Consider the following 21,857-nt stretch of genomic DNA (forward strand, 5'->3'; position numbering starts at 1 on the left):
ACCCCAACACCCCAGAAAGGGAACCCATGACACACCCAGAACGCGCGCGCCCGAGGGCTTCGCGCAACGCTCGCCTGCTGCTCACCGTTGCGGCGAGCGCGGGCCTCGCCCTCCTCGCGAGCGGCTGCACCGCGGCCGCCGGCGCGCCGAGCGAGGAGCACGCATCGCACGCGGACGCCGAGCACAGCCACGATCACTCCGGCGGCGCCGAGCGCCTCGCGGTCACCACGGCCGGTGGGATCACCGTGCTCGACGCGAGCGAAATCAGCTCGGGATCGCTGCGCGCGACCGGCGAGATCGACACCGAGGAGTTCACGCGCCTGAACAGTTTCGGCGATGGCCAGCACCTGCTCGTGACCACCTCGCGCGGGTTCGAGGTGCTCGACACCGCCGAGGCGACGCTCACGGGGCTCGTGTTCCCCGCGACGGCGGCCGGCCACGTGGTGCGCCACGCGGGGAAGACCGTGCTGTTCGACGACGGCACCGGTCGCACCACGATCCTGGAGACCGATGCGCTCGCGGCGGACGACACGGCGGAGCCGGATCAGCGGGAGTACACCGCGCAGGACGCGCACCACGGGGTGTCGATCGAGCTCGGTGACGGCACGCTCCTCACCACGGTCGGCACGGCCGACGCGCGCACGGGCGCAACGGCGCTCGAACCGCACGACGATCACTGGCACGAGCACGCGACGTCAGCCGACTGCCCTGGCATCCACGGCGAGGGCACTGCGGCGGACGAGGCGGTCGTGTTCGGCTGCGAGGACGGCGCGCTGCTCTTCCGCGATGGCGAGTTCACGAAGCTGAGCGCGCCCGACGCGTTCGGGCGCATGGGCAACGCCTTCGTCGCCGAGGACAGCCCGCTCGTGGTGGGCGACTACAAGACCGATCCGGACGCCGAGGGCTACCTCCTCAGCGCGATCACGCTCATCGATACGGCAGCTGGCACGCTCACCGTCGCTGAGCTGCCAGAGAACGTGCGGTACACATTCCGCGACGTGGCGCGCGGCCCCGAGGGCAACGCGTACATCCTCTCAACGGATGGCAGCATCCACGTCGTCGATCCGAAGACCGGCGCGGTGGGCGAATCGTTCCCGGTCGTCGCACCGTGGGAGGGCCCGACGGAGTGGCAGGATCCGCACCCCGCGATCGTGGTGGATGGCGACATCGCGTACGTCACCGAGCCGGCGGCGCAGGCCGTGCACGCGGTGGATCTGACGAGCGGCGAGACGCTCGCGACCGCGACGCTCGACGGCGTGCCGAACGAGATCGCGGTGGCGGCGGGCTAGCGGCTCGGGGCTTCGCCCCCTTGGTTCCCGGCTCCGGCCCCGGCCCCCTCCCCCGGCCCCGGCCCCGACCCCGGCAATTTAGTGCGAGTCTGATCCGATTGGGGTTCCCATATCGGATCAGACTCGCTGCTTTTCTGAGCAGGGGCTGGGCCGGCTGGCGGGAGCCACAGCTCGCCAGCTGGTCACCCCGGGCAGGGACGGCCACCACAACGGATCGCTGCGAGTGTGATCCGGTATCCGATCCGGTGAGCGGATCACACCCTCACTAAATGTGGGTGTGTGTGGGGGGGTCGCCGGCGCGTGTGGCGGGCCGAACCACCCCGCAGACGAAATGTCGGGAAGCTCAGACGCACGGTCGGGCGCACGCCCCGATCCGGCACCACGCTGGAACCATGACCACTACCGCGCCCATCGCGCTCCCCCGCACCACCCCGCCAGGCCGCATGCGCATTGGCGGGCTCATCGCGCTGATGGCGATGAGTTTCCTGCTCGTCACCGCCGAGTTCCTGCCCAACGGCGTGCTCACCGAAATGGCCGCGAGCCTCGGCGTCACCCCAGGTCAAGCCGGGCAGACCGTCAGCATCACCGCGCTCGCCGGACTCATCGCCGCCCCCACGATCGGGCTCGTGTTTCCCCGCCTGGACCGCCGCGCCCTGCTCGCCGGCATGGCCGCGCTCGGCGCGGTGTCCAACCTGATTGTCGCGCTCGCGCCATCGTTCCCGCTGATTCTCGCGTCGCGCTTCCTGCTCGGCGTCGCCATCAGCACGTTCTGGGCCATGTCGATCAGCGTCGCCGCGCAACTCGCAGGGCCCGAGCGGCTCGGCCGGGCCATCATGTTCACCTCGGCGGGCATGTCACTCGCCACCGTCGCCGGCGTGCCGCTCGGTGTCGCAGTGTCCGAGCTCGCAGACTGGCATCTCGCCTTCGCCGGGCTGAGCGTCGCGATGGCCATGCTCGCGGTGGTGGTGCGCGTCGTGCTCCCGCCGGTGCCGGCCGCACGCACGAGCAGCCTGGCCGCGCTGGGCCACACCTTCACGCGCCCCGGCATCGCGCTCGGCCTCATGGGGCACACGCTCGTGGTGTTCGGTCACTTCCTCGCGTACACCTACGTGCGGCTGGCGCTCGAGCGCGTCACGGTCGGGCCGGATGCCGTCCCCGTTGACGCGGGCACGATCGTCGTCCTGCTCGCGCTGTTCGGCGCTGGCGGGCTGATCGGCAATGTGCTCGTCGGACTGATCGTTGATCGCTCGTTCGCCGCGCTGTCCGTGCTCGTGCCGCTCGCGATCGCTGCCGCCGTACTCACCACGCTGACGCTTCCGCACGTGCTCTGGCTCGTCGGGGCCGCAGTCTTTGTCTGGGGCTTCTGCTTCGCGTCGTGGCTCATCGTCGTGAACACGTGGGTGGGCCACCGGCTGCCCGACCGGCTGGAGGCTGGCGGCACCCTCGTGGTGATGGGGTTTCAGGCGGCCATCACGCTGGCGGCCGGCCTCGGCGGCGTACTCATCGACGCGCTCGGCATCGCCTCAGGTTACGGGATCGGAGCCGCGCTCCTCATTGTCGGCGCGGTGCTCTTCGGGGTGTCCCACCGCCAGCGCGAGGGCACCACGCCGGTGTGACGCCGGAAGGCGCGGCTGAACCCCTCGTCGGAGCCGTACCCCAGTTCGCGGGACACCTGCGACACCGGGGTGCCGGTCGCGAGCCGGCGCTTCGCGTCCTCCATGCGAATGCGCGCGAGGTACTGGCCGGGCGTCGCCCCGAGCGAATCCCGGAACCGGCGTGCAAACACCGACCGTGACATCGCGCCGAGCGCGGCAAGCGATTCCAGGGACCAGTCGCGGCCCGGCTCGTGATGGATCGCGGAGATCACCCGATCGAGCTGCGGATCGGACGCTCGCGCGGTCCAGCCGCGTGGCGCGCAGCCCGCGCCGTACCAGGAGCGCAGCACGGCGAGCAGCACCGTGCGGGCCATGAGCCGGCACACCACGCTGCTGCCGGCCGCGGGCGGGGATGCGTCGCCGCCGCGTCGCGTGGCCTCGACGATGCCCATGTTGCTGGCGAGCGCCGCACCCGCCGGATCCAACGCGGGGAAGCCGAGCAGAGTGAGCGGTTCGGGGAGCAGCTCGTGCAGGCGCTGCGCGGTCTCGCTGAGGTCGAGCGTCACGATCAGCACGGTGGTGTCGCACGCCGCCTCAAACGAGTGCGCCGCCCGGCCGAGCGTCACGACCGCGGAGCCAGCTTCGAACCCGGCAGCCGGCGCGCCCGGTACCGTGGTGACGCGCCCGTGCTCGCGGGCGACCGTGCACGACGGCGCGGCCGCGCCGCGCAGCTCCCCAGCGAGCACGTAGATAAGCGTGGTCACCCCGGCGATGGCGCGCACGCGCTGGTGGGCGGCGAGTTCCCGCCGCTCGGTGCGACGCACGGTGAGGTCGACGTCTTCGAGCAGGCGATCGAATGCTGTGGTCTCTGGCTCGGTCACCCTTCGTACAACGGGAGGGCGCCGCGCGCTATTCCGCGCGGCACGCCACTCCTGAATTGCGGCGACTCTGCGCCAGTATCCACTGCGGATTGGGGATCAAACTCACACAAAATGAGGCTTAGCCACGGGGGCCGGGCACGCGCGCCGCGAACTCCGTCATGCCGTCGCTCAGGCCGCGGTTCTCCCAGCCGAGCGCGGTGAAGAAGGCGTGCGCCTCGGGATTGTCCAGATCGACGTAGGACACCCACTCGCCGCCGCCTGGGTGCTCCGGCCAGGCGAGCGCTGCGGCGAGCGCGCGGCGCCCGATCCCCTGGCCGCGGCGCGCGGGGTCAACCGCGAGATCCGAGACGGTGTGCGCGTGCGCGTCGTCCCCCCAGACGCAGCCGACGAGCGCGAGCGGCCCCGCGAGATCCCCAGCGTCGCTCACCACGAGTTCCACCCCCGTCTCGTCGGCGAGCACGTGCGCGAGCCAGTCCTCGTCGAGCGGCCCGAGCTCGGCGTTCAGCTTGGGATCGGTGAACCACTCCTGGATCCACTCCCAGTCGGCCGCACGCATGCGCCGAACGCGCAGGAGTTCCCCGCTCACGCGAGCGAGAGGAAGAGCTTCTCGAGCTCCTCCGGGTCGGCGGCGCCCGGGGCGTCGGGATCCTCCAGGCAGTCGCGCAGCGCGCTCGAGATGACCAGGAAGCCCGCGCGATCCAGAGCCTTCGACACCGCGGAGAGCTGCTGCACGACGTCGCGGCAGTGCGCGTCCTGTTCGACGGCATCGATCACGGCCGCGAGCTGGCCGTGCGCGCGGCGCAGCCGGTTCACGACCTTGCGCTTGGACTCGGGATCGTGTGCGACGGCGACGCCCCCCGCCGCCGTGGTCTCTGCGCGCTGCTCAGCCATGTTCCGGCCCCTCTCATCAGTCAGGTTGACATCAACTATACCCCCGGGGGTATCATTGCGACCACCCCCGAAAATACCCCCGGGGGTATCCACGACGAGATTGGAAGTCAGCCCATGTGCCGTCCCACCACCTGTTCCACCTGCCAGCGCACCACCTGGGCCGGCTGCGGCCAGCACGTCGCCGCGGTCAAAGCGAGCGTGCCGCGCGGCGAGTGGTGCGACGGCACGCACTCCCCCGCAGAGATCGCGCAGGCCAAGGCCGAACGTCCCGGCTTCCTCGGCCGACTGCTCGGCCGCTAAGCCGCACACCCCACCGCATCGAGAACCCAGGAAGAGGCCACCCATGCTGCTGGAACGCATGTACGACGACGACCTCGCGCAGGCGAGCTACCTGATCGGCTGCCAGGCCACGGGCGAGGCACTGCTCGTTGATCCACGCCGCGACACCGCGGAGGCACTCGCGCTCGCCGCAGCGCACGGCATGCGCATCACCGCGGTCGCCGAGACACACATCCACGCCGACTACCTCTCCGGCACCCGCGAGATCGCTGCGCGCACCGGCGCGCAGATGTATGTCTCCGCGGAGGGCGGGCCCGACTGGCAGTACGGCGCCGAGTTCGCCGGGGCGGTGCGGCTCCACGGCGGCGATGAGATCCGGATCGGCAACCTCACCGTCACCGCGCTGCACACGCCGGGCCACACCCCCGAGCACCTCGCGTACCTCGTGACCGACGGCGCACAGGCCTCCGAGCCCGGCTTCCTGCTGAGCGGCGACTTCGTGTTTGTCGGCGACGTGGGGCGCCCCGATCTGCTCGACGAGGTGGAGGCGACCACCGACTCCAGATTCGCGGGCGCGCGCGATCTCTTCGCGAGCCTGCGTGACCGCTTCCTCACACTCCCCGACTACGTGCAGGTACTGCCGGGCCACGGCTCGGGATCGGCGTGCGGCAAGGCGCTCGGCGCCGTGCCGAGCACCTCGGTGGGGTACGAGCGACGCTTCGCCTGGTGGGCACCGTTCCTCGCGGCGAACGACGAGGAGGGCTTCGTCGCGGAACTCCTGTCCGGCCAGCCCGACGCGCACGCCTACTTCGCTCGCATGAAGCGCGAGAACCGGCTTGGGCCGGCGCTGCTCGACGACGCGGCGCTCGACGAGTCCGGCGAGCTCACCGAGCTCACCTCCGCTGCGCTGCGCGAGGAACTCGCCGCGGACCGCGCGATCCTGATCGATACGAGGGACGCCTCGCTCGTGCGCGCCGGCACGGTGCCCGGTAGCCTGAACATCCCCGGCCCCGCGAAGGCGGCAAGCTACGGCGCGTGGGCCCTCGATCCCGATCGGGAGACGCGGCCGCTCGTGGTGCTCGCGGCGAGCGCCACCGAGGCGACGGAGTTCCGCGCACACGCCGTGCGCGTTGGCATCGACACGGTGGCGGGGTTCGTGCGTTCGCTCGATGGACTGCCGCTCGCGCCGGTGCCGAGCGTGACGCCGGCGGAGCTCGCCGACTTCCCGCACGTCCAGCTCCTCGATGTGCGCGGCCGCGCTGAGTACGCCGATGGCCACATCCCCGGCGCGGTGCAGCTGTCGGCCGGTCGCGCGCTCTGGAACCTCGACGGGTTGGCTGCCGGAGGCACCATCGTGGCGCACTGCCGCAGCGGCGTGCGGGTCAGCGTGATCGCGAGCGCACTGCGCCGCGAGGGCTTCGACGTGGTCGAGCTCGCGGGCAGCTATCTCGGCTGGCTGGCGCACGAGGAGTCAGCACAGCCGAGATAGTCCCGGCAGGGGGCCGCTACTCCCCCGCGAGTTCCTCGAGCGCGCGCTTCGCCCCCGCGTTCAGCGGCACCGGATCGGTATCGAGCGCGCGCTCGGCGTCGAGCTCCGTCGCCGACGAGTGCACCTTCGCGAGTGCGTCAATGTTGCTCCACACGGTGCGGTCGATCGCGCATGCGGTCTCGTCGTCGAAGTCGTCGCGGACGAGCAGCATGTTGGCCACGACAATCGTCGGCACGTCGGCGGCAAGCCCGTATGTCTCCGCGGCGATGGTGCCGGCGGTGTACGCGGGGTTGAGGTCCGCCATCTTCGGCAGCGCGGGAGTGATGTCGATGAACTCGACGGTGTCGGCGTTCGCAGTGAACAGCTCGGTGAGGTTCGGGGTGGGCAGGCCACCCGACCAGAACACCGCGTCGAGGCTTCCATTGACGAGCCCGTCAATACTCGTTGAGAGGTCGAGGCGCTGGGAGTTGACGTCGACAGTGGGGTCGAGCCCAGCGCTCTCGAGGAGGCGAAGGGCGATCACCTCGGTGCCCGACTTGGGCGAACCGGTCGACACGGTCTTCCCGCGCATGTCCTCGAGCGAGCTGATCCCTGCCCCCTTGCGCACCACGACCTGGGTGTAGTTGGAGTGGATCACGCCGAGCGCCTCGATCGGCTGCGGGCCGTCGAAGACCCCACCACCGGTCGCAGCGTCGGCCGCGGTGTCGGCGAGCGAGAATGCGACGTCGTAGTCGCCGTTGACCAGCTGCTCGATATTCTGCACCGACGCGCCCGTCTCCGATGCCGTTGCGCGCAGCGGGGTCTCCGCGCTCAGCAGGTTCGTGATCGCGCCGCCGAGCACGTAGTACACCCCGGTGGAGTTGCCGGTGGCGACTTTCAGCTGCCCGGCTGGGGCCTCGCAGCTGCCCGCGGCCGCGCCGGCGCTGTCACTGCTGCTCCCTGCTTCGCCGCGGGGTTGCTGGCCGCCGCACGCGGTGAGTGACGCTGCGGCCAGCGCGAGCCCCGCGATGCTGAGGGCGACGCGGGTGGATCGTGAGTGAGTGAACATGTGGTGCTCCTTTGATCGTGGGACAGGGGTCAGTCTGCGGTCTTCGGGTCCCGGGGCCCGGCGCTGCTGGATCAGGCGAGCGATGCGGGGACGCGCTGCCTGCGCGGTGCTGGACTGCCAATCGCGCTGTCCGGGTCGCGGCGCACCCTGGCGTAGTTGATCGCGGCGGCGATCGCCACGATGACGATGCCGGTGATGATCGACGGCGCCTCCAGGTAGAGGCAGAAGATCGCACCGATCACGAAGAGCACTCGCTCGGGCCAATAGGCCCGCCCGAACGCCCAGCCGCCGGTTGCCGCAGCGAGCGCGGCGACCGCGAAGAGCGAGACCGCGGTGACCCAGAGCGTGGTCCCCCACTCGCCGTTCAAGAGCAGGCTGCCGCCAGCCGGGGTGAGCACGAAGGCGAGCGGGGCGAGGAAAGCTGGCAGGGCGTACTTCATCGCCTGCCACATGGTTTTCATCGTGGCCCCGCCGGTGAGGGCCGCGGCGGCGACCGCCGCGAGCGCGGTGGGGGGCGACACCTCGGAGAGCACCGCGTAGTAGAAGATGAACATCGCAACCTCGGGGCGCTCAACGCCCAGGGAGATGAGTGCTGGCCCGATGATCACCCACGAGATGATGAACGAGGCCGTGACCGGCACCGCGAGCCCGAGGAGCGTGATCGCGACTGCAGCGAGGAGCGCGGTAACGATGAGAATGATCTGCGGGTTACTGCTCACGGCTTCCCCCGCCGCAACGAGCATCTGCGCAAAGGTGAGCCCGACACCAGTCTTCACGATGACGCTGGTGATGATTCCGGCGGCCGCGCACACCGCAACCACGGGGATCGAGGCGCGCACACCATTCGCGAGGGCACCGTAGAGCGCGGCAGCATAGTCGGCAAGCGCGGCGGGCAGCGGCTTCGCTGTCGCGTCCTCGTCGAGCGGGTCACGGCGAGACACCACGCGCTCGATCAGGCCAAACAGCGCGGCAACGCCCGTCGCGTAGACGATCGCGCGAAACGGCGGGAGGCCGAGCGCGAGGAACACCACGATCACGGCGAGCGAGAGGAAGTGATAGCCGAATCGGGTGAAGAGGTCCCAGGAGCGGTGCTTCGAGGCCTCAACCGGACGGGTGGAGAAGCGGCGCGCATCGATCTCGACGGCGACGAAGATCCCCGCATAGTAGAGGATCGTCGGCACGATCGCCCAGATCATCACCTCAAGGTAGGAGACGCCGAGGTACTCAGCGATGATGAAGGCCGCGGCACCCAGCGTCGGCGGGGACAGGATCGCGCCGATGCCCGCCGCCGCGAGCATGCCGCCGGCGTTCTCACGCGGGTACCCCGCCTTGCGCAGGATCGGCCAGGCGAGCGAGCCGAGCGTCACGGCGGTCGCCGTGCCGGACCCCGAGACGGTGCCGAGCAGGAAACCGCTCGTGACGACCGTGCGCCCTGCCGCCGAGCGTGACTTGTGAAAGAGCGAGAAGGAGAAGTTCACGAAGAACCTGCCGGCGCCGGTGGCTGCGAGCACCTGGCCGTAGAAGATGAACAGCACGATGTAGGTTGCGGCGACGCTCAGCGGTGTGCCGAAGAAGCCGGACTGATCGTTGTAGAAGCCATTGATGATCTGGCTGAAGCTCACCCCGCCGTGGCTGATCGACCAGTTCAGCGGCAGGTAGCCGCCGTAATAGGCGAAGAGGAAGAACACGACGCAGAAGATCGGGAGCACGAGCCCGGTCGTACGCCTGGTCGCCTCCAGCACCAGCAGTGTGAGCAGCGCTCCCGCGATGATGTCGATGGTGGCGAGGGTGCCCTGCCGATCCAGGAACGCATCGAAGCCGCCCCCGCCGTCGCCGATCACGATGGGCAGGATCGGGTAGGTGCACACGATCGCCGCGATCACGGTGAGGGCGATGTCGAACCACCCGGGGACGTCGCGCTTGCCCGACGCGACGGTCGCTCGCGTCCGCCCGCGGTAGAGCAAGAACGTGAGCGGCAGCGTTGCGGAGAGGAACGCGATCAGCGAGAACTGAGTGCCCTGCCGCAGCGGAAAGAACACCTGATAGAGCACGAACCCTGCGACGAGAAAGCAGTACGCCATGACCACTCGCTCAAACGTCTGGGGAAGCTTGCGCGACGGCAACTCCTCGTCGTACTCGGTGATGATGTCCTCCGGCACCGGCACATTCGTGGTGGGCGGGGCATCGCGCAGGGCAATCGGCCCTGATTCGTCTGGGGCGGGGTCGCCCGTACGCACTACATCCTTGGAGTTCATACCGGGCACGCTAACCCGCAATTGCGTTGCCGGGATGTGGCGCTGCGCAATCCTTACGCTCCCTTAACGCTTCTCACCACTCAAGGAGAAGCGGGACTGGCTGCGCGTTGCCTACGCTGAGGGAATGGACCTTCTCATCGTCGAGGACGACCGCTCGCTCGCCGCCGTGCTCGCCACCCAGCTGTCGCAGGGAGGCCACACGGTGACCCACGTGACCCGGGGCGATGACGCGCTCCGGAACTTCGGCGGTGCCGATCTCATACTGCTCGATCTCGGGCTCGAGGACGGCGACGGCTTCGAGGTGATCCGCCGTATGCGCCAGCTGGGCGAGACTCCGATCATCGTGGTGACCGCGCGCGGCGATGAGCGTTCGACCGTGCTCGGCCTGCGGCTCGGGGCCGACGACTACCTCGTGAAGCCCGTGCGACTGCGCGAGCTGTTCGCGCGCATCGACGTGGTCGCTCGGCGCCGCCAGTCCGTGCAGGCGCGCGACGAGGTGATCGCGGGCGAACTCCAGATCGGCATCGCCGCGCGGCGCGTGACCGCGCACGGCAGGGACATCCAGTTGACGCGCACTGAGTTCGAGCTCCTCGCCCTGCTCGCCCAGCATCTCGGCACAGCGGTGAGCCGAGAGCATATTGTTGACGCGGTCTGGGGTGCGGCGTTTGCGACAAGATCTCGTGCGTTCGATGTCCACCTCGCGGCGCTCAGGCACAAGATCGCCGAGGCAGCAACCATTACCACGATCCGCGGGTACGGCTACCGCTTGGAGGCGTAGTGCGGCGCGCGGTCCTGATCCCGCTGCTGCTGTTTAGCGTGGTGCTCGTCATCGCGCTGCTCGTGCCCACGATGACCCACATCGCTGACTCGCGCGCCCAGCGTGTCATGCTGACCAGGCAGGAATCCGCCGAGCATCTCGCTCTCGTCGCGAAGCGCGCGATCGACGACGGTGCGGTGTCCGCACTGCAGGAGCACATCGATCGCCATGAGCTCCTCTACGACGAGCCGGTGCTCGTGATCGACGCCGCCGGGCGCACGGTCGCGTCGACCGGCGGGATCGATCCGAAGCGATCCGACATCACGGCGCTCGTCACCGCGTCAGCGCGCACCCTCCCGCCGTGGGACATTCACTCGCTCACCCCGTGGAGCAACGCGAGCGTGCTCGTCACCGAGCCGGTCATCGGCGGGGTCGAAACAAGCATTGGGACTCTGGTGCTCGAAGCGAATCTGCAACTCGCGAAGCGCGACGTGGCTCGCGCGTGGACGCTTACGCTGCTCCTCGCCGCTGCGCTCCTGACCGGACTCACCAGCATCGCGCTCTGGTGGACCGGGTGGGTGCTGCGCCCGGTCCGTGCGCTTGATGCTGCCACCCGAGCCCTGCCCGACCATGCGGCGCCGCGGCTCTCGCCGAGCGGGCCACCGGAGCTCCGCGCCCTTGCGACCAACTTCGACACCATGGCTGCGGGGGTGACGCACGCGCTCGCGCAGCAGCGCGCGTTCGTCGCTGATGCATCGCATCAACTCCGAAACCCACTCGCAGCGATCCGGCTGAGACTCGACGCGCAGGAACTCGGCACTGCAACGCCCGACGATCTCCGCATGATCAACGAGGACACCGAACGGTTGGAGCGGATCGTGAACCGGATGCTGCGACTCGCCGGCGTCGAGCACCGCGTCGCGTCCGCCGAGAATGGGGTGCCCACGTCAGAACCACGGGTGCGGCTCCTCCCGAGCGCCGCGGCACTCGCCGCCCCGCACCGCGTCGCACACGAGCGCTTGGGGCAGCGACTCCGCGCAAGCGGCGGCCCGGCCATCGTCGCAATCGCGCTCTCTGACGTCGAAGAAATGCTCACCATTGCGCTCGAGAACGCGCAGAACTACGCGGGGGCAGGCGCAACGGTCTCGGTGACGATCGCCGCCGACGCGGAGTGGACAGAACTCACCATCAGCGACGATGGGCCGGGGCTGACCGAGGCAGAGCTGGTACAGGCGCAGGCAAGATTCTGGCGCGCGGACGGTGCTCGTGCCCCGGGAACCGGGCTCGGCCTCGCGATCCTCACTCACCTCGCGAGAGCGAACGGCGGCACGGCACACCTCGCGCCGGCAGCCGAGGGCGGACTCGCAGTACATATCCGCCTCCCCAGTGCGACGGAGGAACCGTGACCGGCGCAGGCGCCCACCTCACCCGACGCACGCTCCTCGGCGCGGGCTTCGCCGCCGCGGCGGGGATCGTGCTCACCGGGTGTGCTGGGCACTCGACTCCGCGCGAACTGCGCATGGCGTGCGGTGAGCCGGGCGGCACGTACATTCGATTCGGCAGGCAGCTCGGGGCAGTATATGCACGGCGCGGCACCCGCCTCCGCGCGCTCACCACCGGAGGAAGCACGGAGAACACCCACCTCATCGCGCAGGGCGACGCCGACCTCGGCATCGCACTCGCAGACGCGGCAATCGAGCACGGCGCCGGGCTGCTCGCGATCGGCCGCGTCTACCAGAATTACCTGCAGTGCATCGTGAGCCGCACAGGCCCGCTCCCCTCGCAACCGGTGCCAGCCTCCCTGACCGGAGCGCGCATCTCGATCGGCGCACCGGGATCCGGCACCTCGCTGTCAGCGCGACGCGTGCTCGCTGCGCTCGGCCTCGGCACGAACGCGCACCCGGTCGAGCTCCTCGAACTCCACCTCGCCGACGCGGTCACCGCACTCGCCGCTGGCACGATCGACGCGGTGATCTGGTCGGGCGGGCTCCCCGTGCCGGAGCTCGACCGGATCCGTGACACCCACCCGGTGACGCTGCTCGATCTCCAGGCGGCGGTGCCGGAGCTCGCGAAGCGCCACGGATCCGTGTATCAGCCGGCGTCAGTTCCAGCGGCAGTCTACGAGAGCGCCGACCCCCTTCCCGCCATCGGCGTCTCAAACCTACTGCTCGTGCGCACCGACTTTCCCGAGCGCGACGCGCGCACGCTCGTCGACCTGCTCATCGACGACGCGGAGCTGCTCATTCCGAGCCCCTCGTACGGCGTGCACTTTCTGTCCCCGCCGACCCTCGTCGGTACGACCCCGATCCCGCTCCACCCCGCAGCGCAAGCGCGCTACGTTGAGCGTTACGGCTAGTGCCCAACCGGTCGTGCCGCACGGGCCGGGAAGTGCCGACATCCCCGTCACCCGAGTCGAGCTCAGTGCCGATCCCAGCCGCTGCAGTGCCGCTACCGGTCGTCGAGGGCCTCGCCGCGGCGGTCGACGAGGCCCCACGTCGCGGCCGCCGCGATGATGAAGAACGCGGCGAAGAGCGCGAACGTGAAGCCCGTGCCCGGGCCGGCGAGCAGCACGGGGACGAGCAGCGGCGCGATAATGGACGCGATGCGCCCGACCCCCGCGGCCCAGCCGGCACCGGTGCCGCGCATGGAGGTCGGGTAGATCTCCGGGGTGACCGCGTAGAGCGCGCCCCACGCGCCCAGGTTGAAGAACGAGAGCGCCATCCCAGAGGCGATGATCGCCGACTCCGTGTGCACCGTGCCGAAGAGCACCGCCGAGACCGCGGAACCGACGAGGAACAGGGAGAGCGTTGGGCGGCGGCCCCACTTCTCGATCAGCCACGCCGCCACCGCGTAGCCGGGCAACTGCGCGAGGGTGATGATCAGCGTGAAGCCGAAGGAGCGCACGAGACTGAAACCGGCGTCGACGAGGATGCTCGGGATCCAGATGAACGCGCCGTAGTAGGCGAAGTTGACGCAGAACCAGATCGCCCAGATCGCGAGCGTGCGGCCGCGGAACTCGCGCGACCAGAGCCCGGCGAGCCGGCTCCCGCCCGAGGTCGCCACCGGGGCTGCGGCAGCGGGCGCGGCAGCGGGCGCAGCAGCCGCCTGCGCGGTGCCGCCCGGCTCGATGCCGGCTGAGCGCTCGAAGTCGGCGACGATGCGCTCGGCCTCGGCGGTGCGGCCACGGCCCGCGAGCCAGCGCGGCGACTCGGGCAGCCCCCAGCGCACCGCGAACGCGTAGACCGCTGGGATCGCGCCGATCGCGAAGGCCCAGCGCCAACCGTTCTCGGAGGCCGGCACGACGAAGTAGCCGATGACGGCGGCCGCGGTCCACCCGACCGCCCAGAAGGCCTCGAGGATCACGATGAGCCTGCCGCGGATGCGCGCGGGCGCGAACTCGCTCACGTACGTCGACGCGACCGGCAGCTCGGCGCCCAGGCCGAGGCCGACGAGGAAGCGCAGCACGAGCAGCGCGGCCACCCCGCCGACGAGCGCGCTCGCGCCCGTCGCCAAGCCGTAGATGAGGAGGGTGAGCGCGAAGATCTGGCGGCGGCCGAAGCGGTCGGCGAGCAGCCCGCCGAGGCTCGCGCCGATCGCCATGCCGACGAACCCGATCGAGGCGATGAGCCCGGCCTCGCCGGTGGTGATCCCCCAGTGCTGGGTGAGCGCCGCGATGATGAACGAGATGAGGCCGACGTCCATCGCGTCGAGCGCCCAGCCGAGCCCCGATCCGGTGAGGAGGCGCCCGTGCTTCTTCGTGAAGGGCAGCGCGTCGAGCCGCTGCGACAGCGAGCGCTCGGGGCTCGTGCGGTGATCACTCATAGGATCATCGTAGAGGCCAACTGGCCGTTAGCACTCGACCACTCCCACCGACACGCTCACGGCGAGGCCGCCCATCGCGGTTTCCTTGTACTTCTCGCTCATGTCGCGCCCCGTCTCGCGCATCGTCGCGATGACCTGATCGAGGGTGACGTGGTGCGAGCCGTCACCCATGAGCGCCATCTTCGCCGCGTTCACGGCCTTCGATGCCGCGATCGCGTTGCGCTCGATGCAGGGGATCTGCACGAGCCCGCCGATCGGATCGCAGGTGAGGCCGAGGTTGTGCTCCATCGCGATCTCCGCGGCGTTCTCCACCTGCTGCGGCGTGCCGCCGAGCACCTGGGCGAGCCCGGCCGCGGCCATCGACGAGGCGGATCCCACCTCACCCTGGCACCCCACCTCGGCGCCCGAGATCGACGCCTGCTCCTTGTAGAGCACGCCGACCGCGCCAGCCGCGAGCAGGAAGTCGGCGATCGCGCGGCGCTTCTGCGCCGCCGACCAGTCCGCGGCGCCCGGCGCGTAGTGCGTCGCGTAGAACAGCACCGCAGGGATGATGCCAGCCGCCCCGTTTGTCGGCGCGGTCACCACGCGGCCGCCCGACGCGTTCTCCTCGTTGACGGCGAGCGCCACGAGGTTGATCCACTCCTGCCAGTACACGGGGTCTCGATCGGGATCCTGCTCGCTCAGCCTGCGGTGCCACTCGGGCGCGCGGCGCCGAACGTTCAGCCCGCCGGGCAGCACGCCGGTGCGCTCAAGCGCCGAGTCCTTGCAGGCCTCCATCACGTCCCAGATGTGGCACAGCGCATCGCGCACCTCCGCCTCGCTGCGGTGCGCTTTCTCGTTCTCCAGCATGAGCCCGGCGAGCGAGAGCCCGGTCTCCTCGGAGTACTGGAGCAGCTCGGCCGCCGTGGTGAACGGGTACGGCAGCTCGGCGAGCGTCGACTCGAGCTGATCCTGCACGCGCTCCTCCGCGCCCTCGCGCACGATGAAGCCACCGCCGACGGAGAAGTAGGTCTCCTCGAGCAGCAGCTCCCCCGCGGCATCGGTGACGCCGAGCGTCATCCCGTTCGTGTGCGTCGGCAGCACGGTGAGTGGACGGAGCACGATGTCGGATGCGCGAAACGGGATCGCGTGCGCGACCGCGTGGCCGGGCGGTGTGCCCGGCTCCGGGCCCAGCCGTTCCCCGAGCAGCACCGTGCCGTCGCGCTCCATCCGCGCGAGCGCGGCGTCCACCTCGGCGGGTAGCACGGTCTCGGGGTCGCAGCCCTCGAGCCCGAGCAGCACGGCGGTGAGCGTGCCGTGGCCGTGCCCGGTCGCGGCGAGCGAGCCGTAGAGGTCGACGCGCAGGCCGGCGACGCCCGGCAGGATCCCACTCTCCCGCAGGTGCGTTGCGAAGCGGTGCGCGGCCCGCATGGGGCCGACGGTGTGCGAGCTCGAGGGCCCGATGCCGACCGAGAATAGGTCGAAGACGCTGATGGCCACGTTGCCTCCTGCGGGTGTCGGTGTGCGGTCTCCCGCCGGGTGCGCTGCGGCGCCCGGCGGGAGCGTGTGATGCGCCGCCTAGCTGAGCGGGGCGATCCCCGGGTAGAGGGGATGCTCCGCCGCGAGCACGTCGACGCGTGCGCGGAGTGCGGCAAGCACGGCCGGGTCGGCCCCGCCCTCGGCGGTTCCGGCGATCAGCGTCTCGGCGATAATGTCCGCCACCTCGGCGAACGCCGCCTCACCGAAGCCGCGCGTGGCGAGCGCCGGCGTGCCGATGCGCAGCCCGCTCGTCACCATCGGCGGCCGCGGGTCGAACGGCACCGCGTTGCGGTTCACCGTGATCTCCACGGCGGCGAGCAGATCCTCCGCCGCCTGACCGTCGAGCTCGGAGCCGCGCAGGTCGACGAGCACGAGGTGCACGTCGGTGCCGCCGGTCAGCACGCTGATACCGCGCTCGGTGACGTCCTCGCGGACGAGGCGCTCGGCGAGGATGCGCGCGCCCATCACGGTGCGCTGCTGGCGCTCGGCGAACTCGGGGGTCGCCGCGACGCCGAACGCGACCGCCTTCCCCGCGATCACGTGCTCAAGCGGCCCGCCCTGCTGGCCGGGGAACACCGCAGAGTTGATCTTCTTCGCGATCTCGGGATCGTTGGAGAGGATGATGCCGCCGCGCGGGCCGGCGAGCGTCTTGTGCGTCGTCGACGTGGTCACGTGCGCGTGCGGCACGGGGTTCGGGTGCAGCCCGGCGGCCACGAGGCCGGCGAAGTGCGCCATGTCGACCATGAGGTACGCGCCCACCTCGTCGGCGATCGCACGGAAGCGCTCGAAGTCGAGGCGGCGCGGGTACGCGCTCCAGCCGGCGATGATGAGCTTCGGCTGGTGCTCACGCGCGAGGCGCGCCACCTCGTCCATGTCGACGCGCAGCGTCTCCTCGTCGACGCCGTACGCCGCGACCTCGTACAGCCGGCCGGAGAAGTTGATCTTCATGCCGTGCGTGAGGTGACCGCCGTGTGCGAGGTTGAGTCCGAGGATCGTGTCGCCCGGTCGGATCAGCGCGTGCATCACCGCGGCGTTCGCCTGCGCGCCCGAGTGCGGCTGCACGTTCGCGAACTCGGCTCCGAACAGCGCCTTCACGCGGTCGATCGCGAGCGTCTCGATGACGTCGACTTCCTCGCAGCCCCCGTAGTAGCGGCGCCCTGGGTAGCCCTCGGCGTACTTGTTCGTCAGCACCGAGCCCTGCGCCTGCATCACCGCGACCGCGGTGTGGTTCTCCGAGGCGATCATTTCGAGCCCGCGGCGCTGGCGGGCGAGCTCGGCGTCGATGCGCTCGGCGACCTCCGGGTCGAGCTCGGCGATCGGGGCGTTCAGCGACGCCGCGGGGATGGGCGTGAAGCGGGTCACAACTCTGCCCCGTTGTCTGCGGCGTACTGCTCAGCGCTGAGCAGCGGGCCGAACTCGGTCACGGCGACCTTGAACAGCCAGGCCGCGCCGTACGGATCCGAGTTGACGAGCGCCGGGTCGTCGATGACGGCCTGGTTGACTTCGACGACCTCGCCGGTCACGGGCGAGTAGATCTCGGAGACCGACTTCGTCGACTCGATCTCGCCGCAGGGGTCGCCTGCGGTGACGGCGCTGCCGACGGCGGGGAGGTCGACGTAGACGACCTCGCCGAGCGCGTCAGCGGCAACTTCGGTGACGCCGATCGTCGCGGGCGACTCGTCGGTGATCCACTCGTGCTCGGCGGAGTACTGCAGTCCGGTCTGAACCTTGCTCATGATGTGTCCTTTTTTCCTGTCGGGATGCTGGGTGTAACGGTTGAATGGGGGCGCCGCGGCTACTGGGCGCGACGGTAGAACGGGGTGTCGACGACGACGAACATCTCCGGCTTGCCGCGCAGATCGACGCTCAGCTCCGTGCCTGGGGCCGCGAACGCCGGGTCGATCGACGCGAGCGCGATCGGGAAGCCGAGCGTTGGCGAGGGCTGCCCGCTCGTCACCTCACCGATCTGCTGCTCCCCCGCGAGCACGGCGTAGCCGGCGCGGCCGGCGCGCCGGCCGGTGCCGCGGAGGCCGACGAGCACGCGGCTCGGCGCGCTCTCGCGGCGCGCCTCAAGCGCCGCGCGGCCGACGAACTGCTCGGCCTTCTTAAAGGAGACGACGGGGCCGAGGCCGGCCTCGAACGGAGTGATCTCACGGCTGAGTTCGTTGCCGTAGAGCGGCATCCCCGCCTCAAGGCGCAGCGAGTCGCGCGCGGCGAGCCCGGCTGGGATGAGGCCGTGCGGCGCGCCGGCGGTGAGCAGCGCGCGCCACAGCTCGGCGGCCGACGCGTTCGGCACGTACAGTTCGAAGCCGTCCTCGCCCGTGTAGCCGGTGCGCGCGAGGAGCACGTCGAGGCCAGCGACCGTCACGGGCACCGCGGCGTAGTACTTCAGCTCGCGCACGGTGTCGTGCTGCGCGGCTGGCACGAGCTCGAGCAGGATCGCAACGGAGGCCGGCCCCTGCACGGCGATGAGGCTCGTGTCGGCGGACTCGTCCGCGATCGTCACGTCGAAGCCGTCCGCGCGCGCGGCGAACTCGGCGGCGACCACGGGGGCATTGCCCGCGTTCGGCACGACGAGGAACTCCTCGTCGCCCAGCCGGTACGTGATCAGGTCGTCGATGATCCCGCCGTCCGCGTCGCAGATCAGCGAGTACTTCGCGCGGCCGACCGCGATCACGGCGAGGTTGCCGACGAGCGCGGTGTTGAGGAACGCGGCGGCGTCGGGGCCGGTGACGCGGATCTCGCCCATGTGCGAGAGGTCGAAGAGGCCAGCGGCCTCGCGCACGGCGCGGTGCTCGGCGAGTTCGGAGCCGTACTTCAGCGGCATGTCCCAGCCGCCGAAGTCGGTGAACGATGCGCCGAGTTCGGCGTGCTCAGGGTGCAGTGCGGTGTGTCGGGGCGTGCTCGTCATCGGGTGCTCCTCGTTAGTTCTCGAACGCTTCGGGTGCCGGGCAGGAGCAGACCAGGTTGCGGTCGCCGAAGGCGCCGTCGATCCGACCCACCGGCGGGAAGTACTTGTCGCGGCGCAGCGCCGGCACCGCGTACGCGGCCTGCTCGCGCGAGTACGCGCGATCCCAGGCGTCGCCGGCGACGACGCGCGCCGTGTGCGGCGCGTTCCGCAGCACGGAGGCGTCGAGTTCCACCGCACCGTCGATGATCTCCGCGATCTCGGCGCGGATCGTGATCATCGCCTCGATGAAGCGCTCGATCTCGTCGAGGTCCTCGGACTCGGTGGGCTCCACCATCAGCGTGCCGGCGACCGGGAACGCGAGCGTCGGCGCGTGGAAGCCGAAGTCGATGAGGCGCTTCGCCACGTCCTCAGCGGTGACGCCGGACTTCGCGGTGAGCTCGCGCAGGTCGAGGATGCACTCGTGGGCGACGAGGCCGGCCTCGCCGGTGAAGAGCACCGGGAAGTACTCGGTGAGGCGCGCGGCGATGTAGTTCGCGCTGAGCAGCGCGGTCTTCGTGGCGCGGGTCAGCCCATCGGCCCCCATCATCGCGATGTAGGCGTAGGAAATGGGCAGCACGCCCGCCGAGCCGAACAGCGTGGCGACCACGGGCACGCCGTCGCTCACCGTGTAGGTGCCGGTCGGATCGTTCGGCACGTACGGCAGCAGGTGCTCAGCGACGCCGATCGGGCCGACGCCGGGGCCGCCACCGCCGTGCGGGATCGCGAACGTCTTGTGCAGGTTCAGGTGCGACACGTCGCCACCGAACTTGCCCGGCTGCGCGAGCCCGACGAGCGCGTTCATGTTCGCCCCGTCGATGTACACCTGGCCGCCGGCCTCGTGCACGAGCTCGCACACCTCGCGCACGTCGGCGTCGTAGAGCCCGTAGGTGGACGGGTAGGTGATCATGATCGCGGCGAGCTCCTCACGGTTCGCGTCGATCTTGGCGCGCAGGTCGTCGAGATCGATCGCTCCGGAGTCGGTGTTCTTGACCACGATCACCCGCATGCCCGCCAGCACCGCCGACGCGGCGTTCGTGCCGTGCGCGGACGCCGGGATCAGGCAGACGGTGCGCTGCGCGTCGCCGTTCGCGCGGTGGTAGCCGCGGATCGCGAGGAGGCCGGCGTACTCGCCCTGCGCGCCAGAGTTCGGCTGCAGCGAGATGCCGGCGTAGCCGGTGATCTCGACGAGGCGGCGCTCCAGGTCGGCGATCAGCTCGCGCCAGCCGCGGCTCTGCTCCTCCGGCACGTACGGGTGGATGCCCGCGAACTCCGGCCAGGAGATCGACTCCATCTCCGCGGTCGAGTTGAGCTTCATCGTGCAGGATCCGAGCGGGATCATGGTCCGGTCGAGCGCGAGGTCGCGGTCGGCGAGGCGGCGGAGGTAGCGCAGCATCTGCGTCTCCGAGCGCATGGAGTTGAAGATCGGGTGCGTGAGGTAGTCGCTCGTGCGGACGAGATCGGCGACGAAGCCGAGCTCCCCCGGCGCTGCGGCCGCTGCGAGCTCCGCACCGAATGCCGCGGCGACGGCGGCGACGTGCTCCGGCGTGGTGGTCTCCGAGGTGGAGATGCCGACCGTGTCGGCGTCGATGCGGCGGAGGTTGATGCCTGCGTCGCAGGCGCGCGCGATGATCTCGTCGGCGCGGCCGGGCACGCGGGCCACGACGGTGTCGAAGAACGACTCGGACGCGAGCTCGATGCCCGCGGCGGCGAGCGAGTGCGCGATCGTGCGCGCGTGCGCGTGTGCGCGCTCGGCGATCGCGCGCAGCCCCGCTGGGCCGTGGTAGACGGCGTACATTGACGCGGTGATCGCGAGCAGCGCCTGCGCGGTGCAGATGTTGCTCGTCGCCTTCTCGCGGCGGATGTGCTGCTCTCGGGTCTGCAGGGTGAGGCGGTATGCGGGATCGCCTGCCGAGTCCTTCGAGACGCCGACGAGGCGGCCGGGCAGCGCGCGCTCGAGGCCCGAGCGGATCGCGAGGTAGGCGGCGTGGGGGCCGCCGAAGAAGAGCGGAACGCCGAAGCGCTGGGTGTTGCCGACGGCGACGTCGGCGCCCTGCTCGCCAGGCGAGGTGATGAGGGTGAGCGAGAGCAGGTCGGCGATCACGGTGACCATGGCTCCGCGCTCGTGCGCCGCCGCGATGAGCGCCGACTGATCACGCACGGATCCGTCGTTGCCCGGCTGCTGCAGCACGACGCCGAAAATGTCGCCCTCGGGCAGCCCGGCCGTGAGGTCGGCCACCTCGACGTCGAAGTCGAGCGCCTCGGCACGGCCCTCGATCACGGCGATGGTCTGCGGGAACACGCTCGCGTCGACGAGCACTCGGGCGGTCGCGGGCGCCTTCCCCGCGCGGCGCATGAGCAGCACGGCCTCCGCCGCCGAGGACGACTCGTCGAGCATCGACGCGTTCGCGACCGCGAGCCCCGTGAGGTCCGCCACCATCGTCTGGAAGTTGAGCAGCGCCTCGAGTCGGCCCTGCGAGATCTCCGGCTGGTAGGGCGTGTACGCCGTGTACCAGGCCGGGCTCTCGAGCACGTTTCGGCGGATCACGGGCGGGGTGTGCGTGTCCGAGAACCCCTGGCCGATCATCTGGGTCTTCAGCACGTTCTTTGCGGCGAGCGCACGGAGGTCGGCGAGGATCTCCTCCTCGCTGCGCGCGGCCGGGAGGTCGAGCTCGCCGGCCATGCGAATGTCGGAGGGCACCGCGGTGTCGACGAGCGCGTCGACGCTCGTGTAGCCGAGCGTGTCAAGCATGGCGGCGATGTCGGCCGGCGTGGTCACGCCGATATGACGGTCGGCGAATACGGTGGGTTGCGAACTAATGCTCAAGAGGATCTCCGTAGGTGGGTGTGCGCGGAGCGCACCGGATGGATCCTCCCCGCTCTGTTACGGAACCTGAGAGATTCAGGCAGTCCGATCGAGGTCGGGCGCCCTTGCACCGTCGGTGAGCCGGAAGGACCGACTACTTTCCAGAGTTGCCACGCTGCAGCGGTACAGGTGCCTGAGAGATTCCCGGGGAGGGTTTGCTCCTACGGCGCCGGGCCCGCACTCGCGTGCCACCCGACTCTCCCGCTTCAGCGTTTTGGCC

Annotated in this window: 18 protein-coding genes and 2 riboswitches; of the genes, 7 read left to right on the top strand and 11 right to left on the bottom strand. The window is 70.4% G+C overall.

Going from position 1 to position 21,857, the window contains the following annotated elements; translation table 11 throughout:
- The first annotated feature begins 26 nt into the window (after window positions 1–26).
- Both aztD and EGM46_RS03850 read left to right on the top strand, forming a co-directional pair.
- The gene (gene aztD / locus EGM46_RS03845) at window positions 27–1,289 is read left to right on the top strand and encodes a zinc metallochaperone AztD (protein ID WP_125098849.1); all 1,263 of its coding nucleotides are present in this window, start codon (window positions 27–29) and stop codon (window positions 1,287–1,289) included.
- Between the two features lie 392 nt (window positions 1,290–1,681).
- Window positions 1,682–2,905: an MFS transporter gene (locus EGM46_RS03850; protein ID WP_125098850.1), complete on the top strand. Its 1,224-nt coding sequence runs from the start codon at window positions 1,682–1,684 to the stop codon at window positions 2,903–2,905.
- Here EGM46_RS03850 and EGM46_RS03855 read toward each other — a convergent pair.
- From EGM46_RS03855 to EGM46_RS03865, 3 genes are all read right to left on the bottom strand, one after another.
- On the bottom strand, window positions 2,818–3,765 hold the full coding sequence (locus tag EGM46_RS03855; RefSeq protein ID WP_125098851.1) for a helix-turn-helix transcriptional regulator: 948 nt from the start codon (window positions 3,763–3,765) through the stop codon (window positions 2,818–2,820). The two genes, EGM46_RS03850 and EGM46_RS03855, sit on opposite strands and share 88 nt — an antisense overlap.
- Before the next feature lie 118 nt (window positions 3,766–3,883).
- Window positions 3,884–4,351, bottom strand: a complete 468-nt coding sequence (locus EGM46_RS03860) for a GNAT family N-acetyltransferase (protein WP_206427487.1) — start codon at window positions 4,349–4,351, stop codon at window positions 3,884–3,886.
- Complete coding sequence (locus EGM46_RS03865) at window positions 4,348–4,656, bottom strand: metal-sensitive transcriptional regulator (protein WP_125098852.1); 309 nt, start codon at window positions 4,654–4,656, stop codon at window positions 4,348–4,350. The genes EGM46_RS03860 and EGM46_RS03865 overlap by 4 nt, the downstream gene beginning before the upstream one ends.
- Window positions 4,657–4,770: 114 nt before the next feature.
- Here EGM46_RS03865 and EGM46_RS03870 point away from each other — a divergent pair, with 114 nt between their 5' ends.
- Both EGM46_RS03870 and EGM46_RS03875 read left to right on the top strand, forming a co-directional pair.
- A complete protein-coding gene (locus EGM46_RS03870; RefSeq protein WP_125098853.1) occupies window positions 4,771–4,956 on the top strand; it encodes a hypothetical protein in 186 nt (61 codons plus the stop codon).
- A gap of 43 nt (window positions 4,957–4,999) precedes the next feature.
- Window positions 5,000–6,424 carry an MBL fold metallo-hydrolase gene (locus tag EGM46_RS03875; protein ID WP_125098854.1) on the top strand — a complete coding sequence of 475 codons (1,425 nt, stop codon included), beginning with the start codon at window positions 5,000–5,002 and terminating at the stop codon, window positions 6,422–6,424.
- A gap of 16 nt (window positions 6,425–6,440) precedes the next feature.
- Here the strand turns inward: EGM46_RS03875 and EGM46_RS03880 are convergent, their stop codons facing one another.
- Window positions 6,441–7,472, bottom strand: a complete 1,032-nt coding sequence (locus EGM46_RS03880) for a TAXI family TRAP transporter solute-binding subunit (protein ID WP_125098855.1) — start codon at window positions 7,470–7,472, stop codon at window positions 6,441–6,443.
- A 71-nt stretch (window positions 7,473–7,543) separates the two neighbouring features.
- Window positions 7,544–9,727 (bottom strand): TRAP transporter permease, encoded by a 2,184-nt coding sequence (locus EGM46_RS03885; RefSeq protein WP_125098856.1) that lies wholly within the window; start codon window positions 9,725–9,727, stop codon window positions 7,544–7,546.
- A 124-nt stretch (window positions 9,728–9,851) separates the two neighbouring features.
- Here EGM46_RS03885 and EGM46_RS03890 point away from each other — a divergent pair, with 124 nt between their 5' ends.
- From EGM46_RS03890 to EGM46_RS03900, 3 genes are read left to right on the top strand one after another with little or no spacing between them, the layout of a single operon-like run.
- A complete protein-coding gene (locus tag EGM46_RS03890; protein WP_125098857.1) occupies window positions 9,852–10,505 on the top strand; it encodes a response regulator transcription factor in 654 nt (217 codons plus the stop codon).
- On the top strand, window positions 10,505–11,890 hold the full coding sequence (locus EGM46_RS03895) for a sensor histidine kinase (protein WP_125098858.1): 1,386 nt from the start codon (window positions 10,505–10,507) through the stop codon (window positions 11,888–11,890). Before EGM46_RS03890 ends, EGM46_RS03895 begins: the two co-directional genes overlap by 1 nt.
- Window positions 11,887–12,840 (top strand): TAXI family TRAP transporter solute-binding subunit, encoded by a 954-nt coding sequence (locus EGM46_RS03900; RefSeq protein ID WP_125098859.1) that lies wholly within the window; start codon window positions 11,887–11,889, stop codon window positions 12,838–12,840. Before EGM46_RS03895 ends, EGM46_RS03900 begins: the two co-directional genes overlap by 4 nt.
- A gap of 92 nt (window positions 12,841–12,932) precedes the next feature.
- Here EGM46_RS03900 and EGM46_RS03905 read toward each other — a convergent pair whose 3' ends face one another.
- From EGM46_RS03905 to gcvP, 6 genes are all read right to left on the bottom strand, one after another.
- A complete protein-coding gene (locus EGM46_RS03905) occupies window positions 12,933–14,306 on the bottom strand; it encodes an MFS transporter (protein WP_125098860.1) in 1,374 nt (457 codons plus the stop codon).
- 27 nt (window positions 14,307–14,333) lie between these two features.
- A complete protein-coding gene (locus tag EGM46_RS03910) occupies window positions 14,334–15,785 on the bottom strand; it encodes an L-serine ammonia-lyase (protein ID WP_125098861.1) in 1,452 nt (483 codons plus the stop codon).
- 78 nt (window positions 15,786–15,863) lie between these two features.
- On the bottom strand, window positions 15,864–17,186 hold the full coding sequence (gene glyA, locus EGM46_RS03915; protein WP_125098862.1) for a serine hydroxymethyltransferase: 1,323 nt from the start codon (window positions 17,184–17,186) through the stop codon (window positions 15,864–15,866).
- Window positions 17,183–17,560: a glycine cleavage system protein GcvH gene (gene gcvH / locus EGM46_RS03920; protein WP_125098863.1), complete on the bottom strand. Its 378-nt coding sequence runs from the start codon at window positions 17,558–17,560 to the stop codon at window positions 17,183–17,185. The genes glyA and gcvH overlap by 4 nt, the downstream gene beginning before the upstream one ends.
- A 59-nt stretch (window positions 17,561–17,619) precedes the next feature.
- Window positions 17,620–18,735 (bottom strand): glycine cleavage system aminomethyltransferase GcvT, encoded by a 1,116-nt coding sequence (gene gcvT / locus EGM46_RS03925; protein WP_125098864.1) that lies wholly within the window; start codon window positions 18,733–18,735, stop codon window positions 17,620–17,622.
- A gap of 13 nt (window positions 18,736–18,748) precedes the next feature.
- Window positions 18,749–21,598 carry an aminomethyl-transferring glycine dehydrogenase gene (gene gcvP / locus EGM46_RS03930; RefSeq protein ID WP_125098865.1) on the bottom strand — a complete coding sequence of 950 codons (2,850 nt, stop codon included), beginning with the start codon at window positions 21,596–21,598 and terminating at the stop codon, window positions 18,749–18,751.
- 44 nt (window positions 21,599–21,642) lie between these two features.
- Window positions 21,643–21,747, bottom strand: a riboswitch (glycine riboswitch).
- A 1-nt stretch (window position 21,748) separates the two neighbouring features.
- Window positions 21,749–21,851, bottom strand: a riboswitch (glycine riboswitch).
- Window positions 21,852–21,857: the final 6 nt, after the last annotated feature.

Source organism: Leucobacter chromiireducens (assembly GCF_003917135.1).
GTDB classification, from domain to species: domain Bacteria; phylum Actinomycetota; class Actinomycetes; order Actinomycetales; family Microbacteriaceae; genus Leucobacter; species Leucobacter chromiireducens_A.

Coding starts and splice junctions, on each gene's coding strand:
- aztD (WP_125098849.1), top strand. CDS start 27: ATGACACACCCAGAACGCGCGCGCCCGAGGGCTTCGCGCAACGCTCGC.
- EGM46_RS03850 (WP_125098850.1), top strand. CDS start 1,682: ATGACCACTACCGCGCCCATCGCGCTCCCCCGCACCACCCCGCCAGGC.
- EGM46_RS03865 (WP_125098852.1), bottom strand. CDS start 4,656: ATGGCTGAGCAGCGCGCAGAGACCACGGCGGCGGGGGGCGTCGCCGTC.
- EGM46_RS03870 (WP_125098853.1), top strand. CDS start 4,771: ATGTGCCGTCCCACCACCTGTTCCACCTGCCAGCGCACCACCTGGGCC.
- EGM46_RS03875 (WP_125098854.1), top strand. CDS start 5,000: ATGCTGCTGGAACGCATGTACGACGACGACCTCGCGCAGGCGAGCTAC.
- EGM46_RS03880 (WP_125098855.1), bottom strand. CDS start 7,472: ATGTTCACTCACTCACGATCCACCCGCGTCGCCCTCAGCATCGCGGGG.
- EGM46_RS03885 (WP_125098856.1), bottom strand. CDS start 9,727: ATGAACTCCAAGGATGTAGTGCGTACGGGCGACCCCGCCCCAGACGAA.
- EGM46_RS03890 (WP_125098857.1), top strand. CDS start 9,852: ATGGACCTTCTCATCGTCGAGGACGACCGCTCGCTCGCCGCCGTGCTC.
- EGM46_RS03905 (WP_125098860.1), bottom strand. CDS start 14,306: ATGAGTGATCACCGCACGAGCCCCGAGCGCTCGCTGTCGCAGCGGCTC.
- gcvH (WP_125098863.1), bottom strand. CDS start 17,560: ATGAGCAAGGTTCAGACCGGACTGCAGTACTCCGCCGAGCACGAGTGG.
- gcvT (WP_125098864.1), bottom strand. CDS start 18,735: ATGACGAGCACGCCCCGACACACCGCACTGCACCCTGAGCACGCCGAA.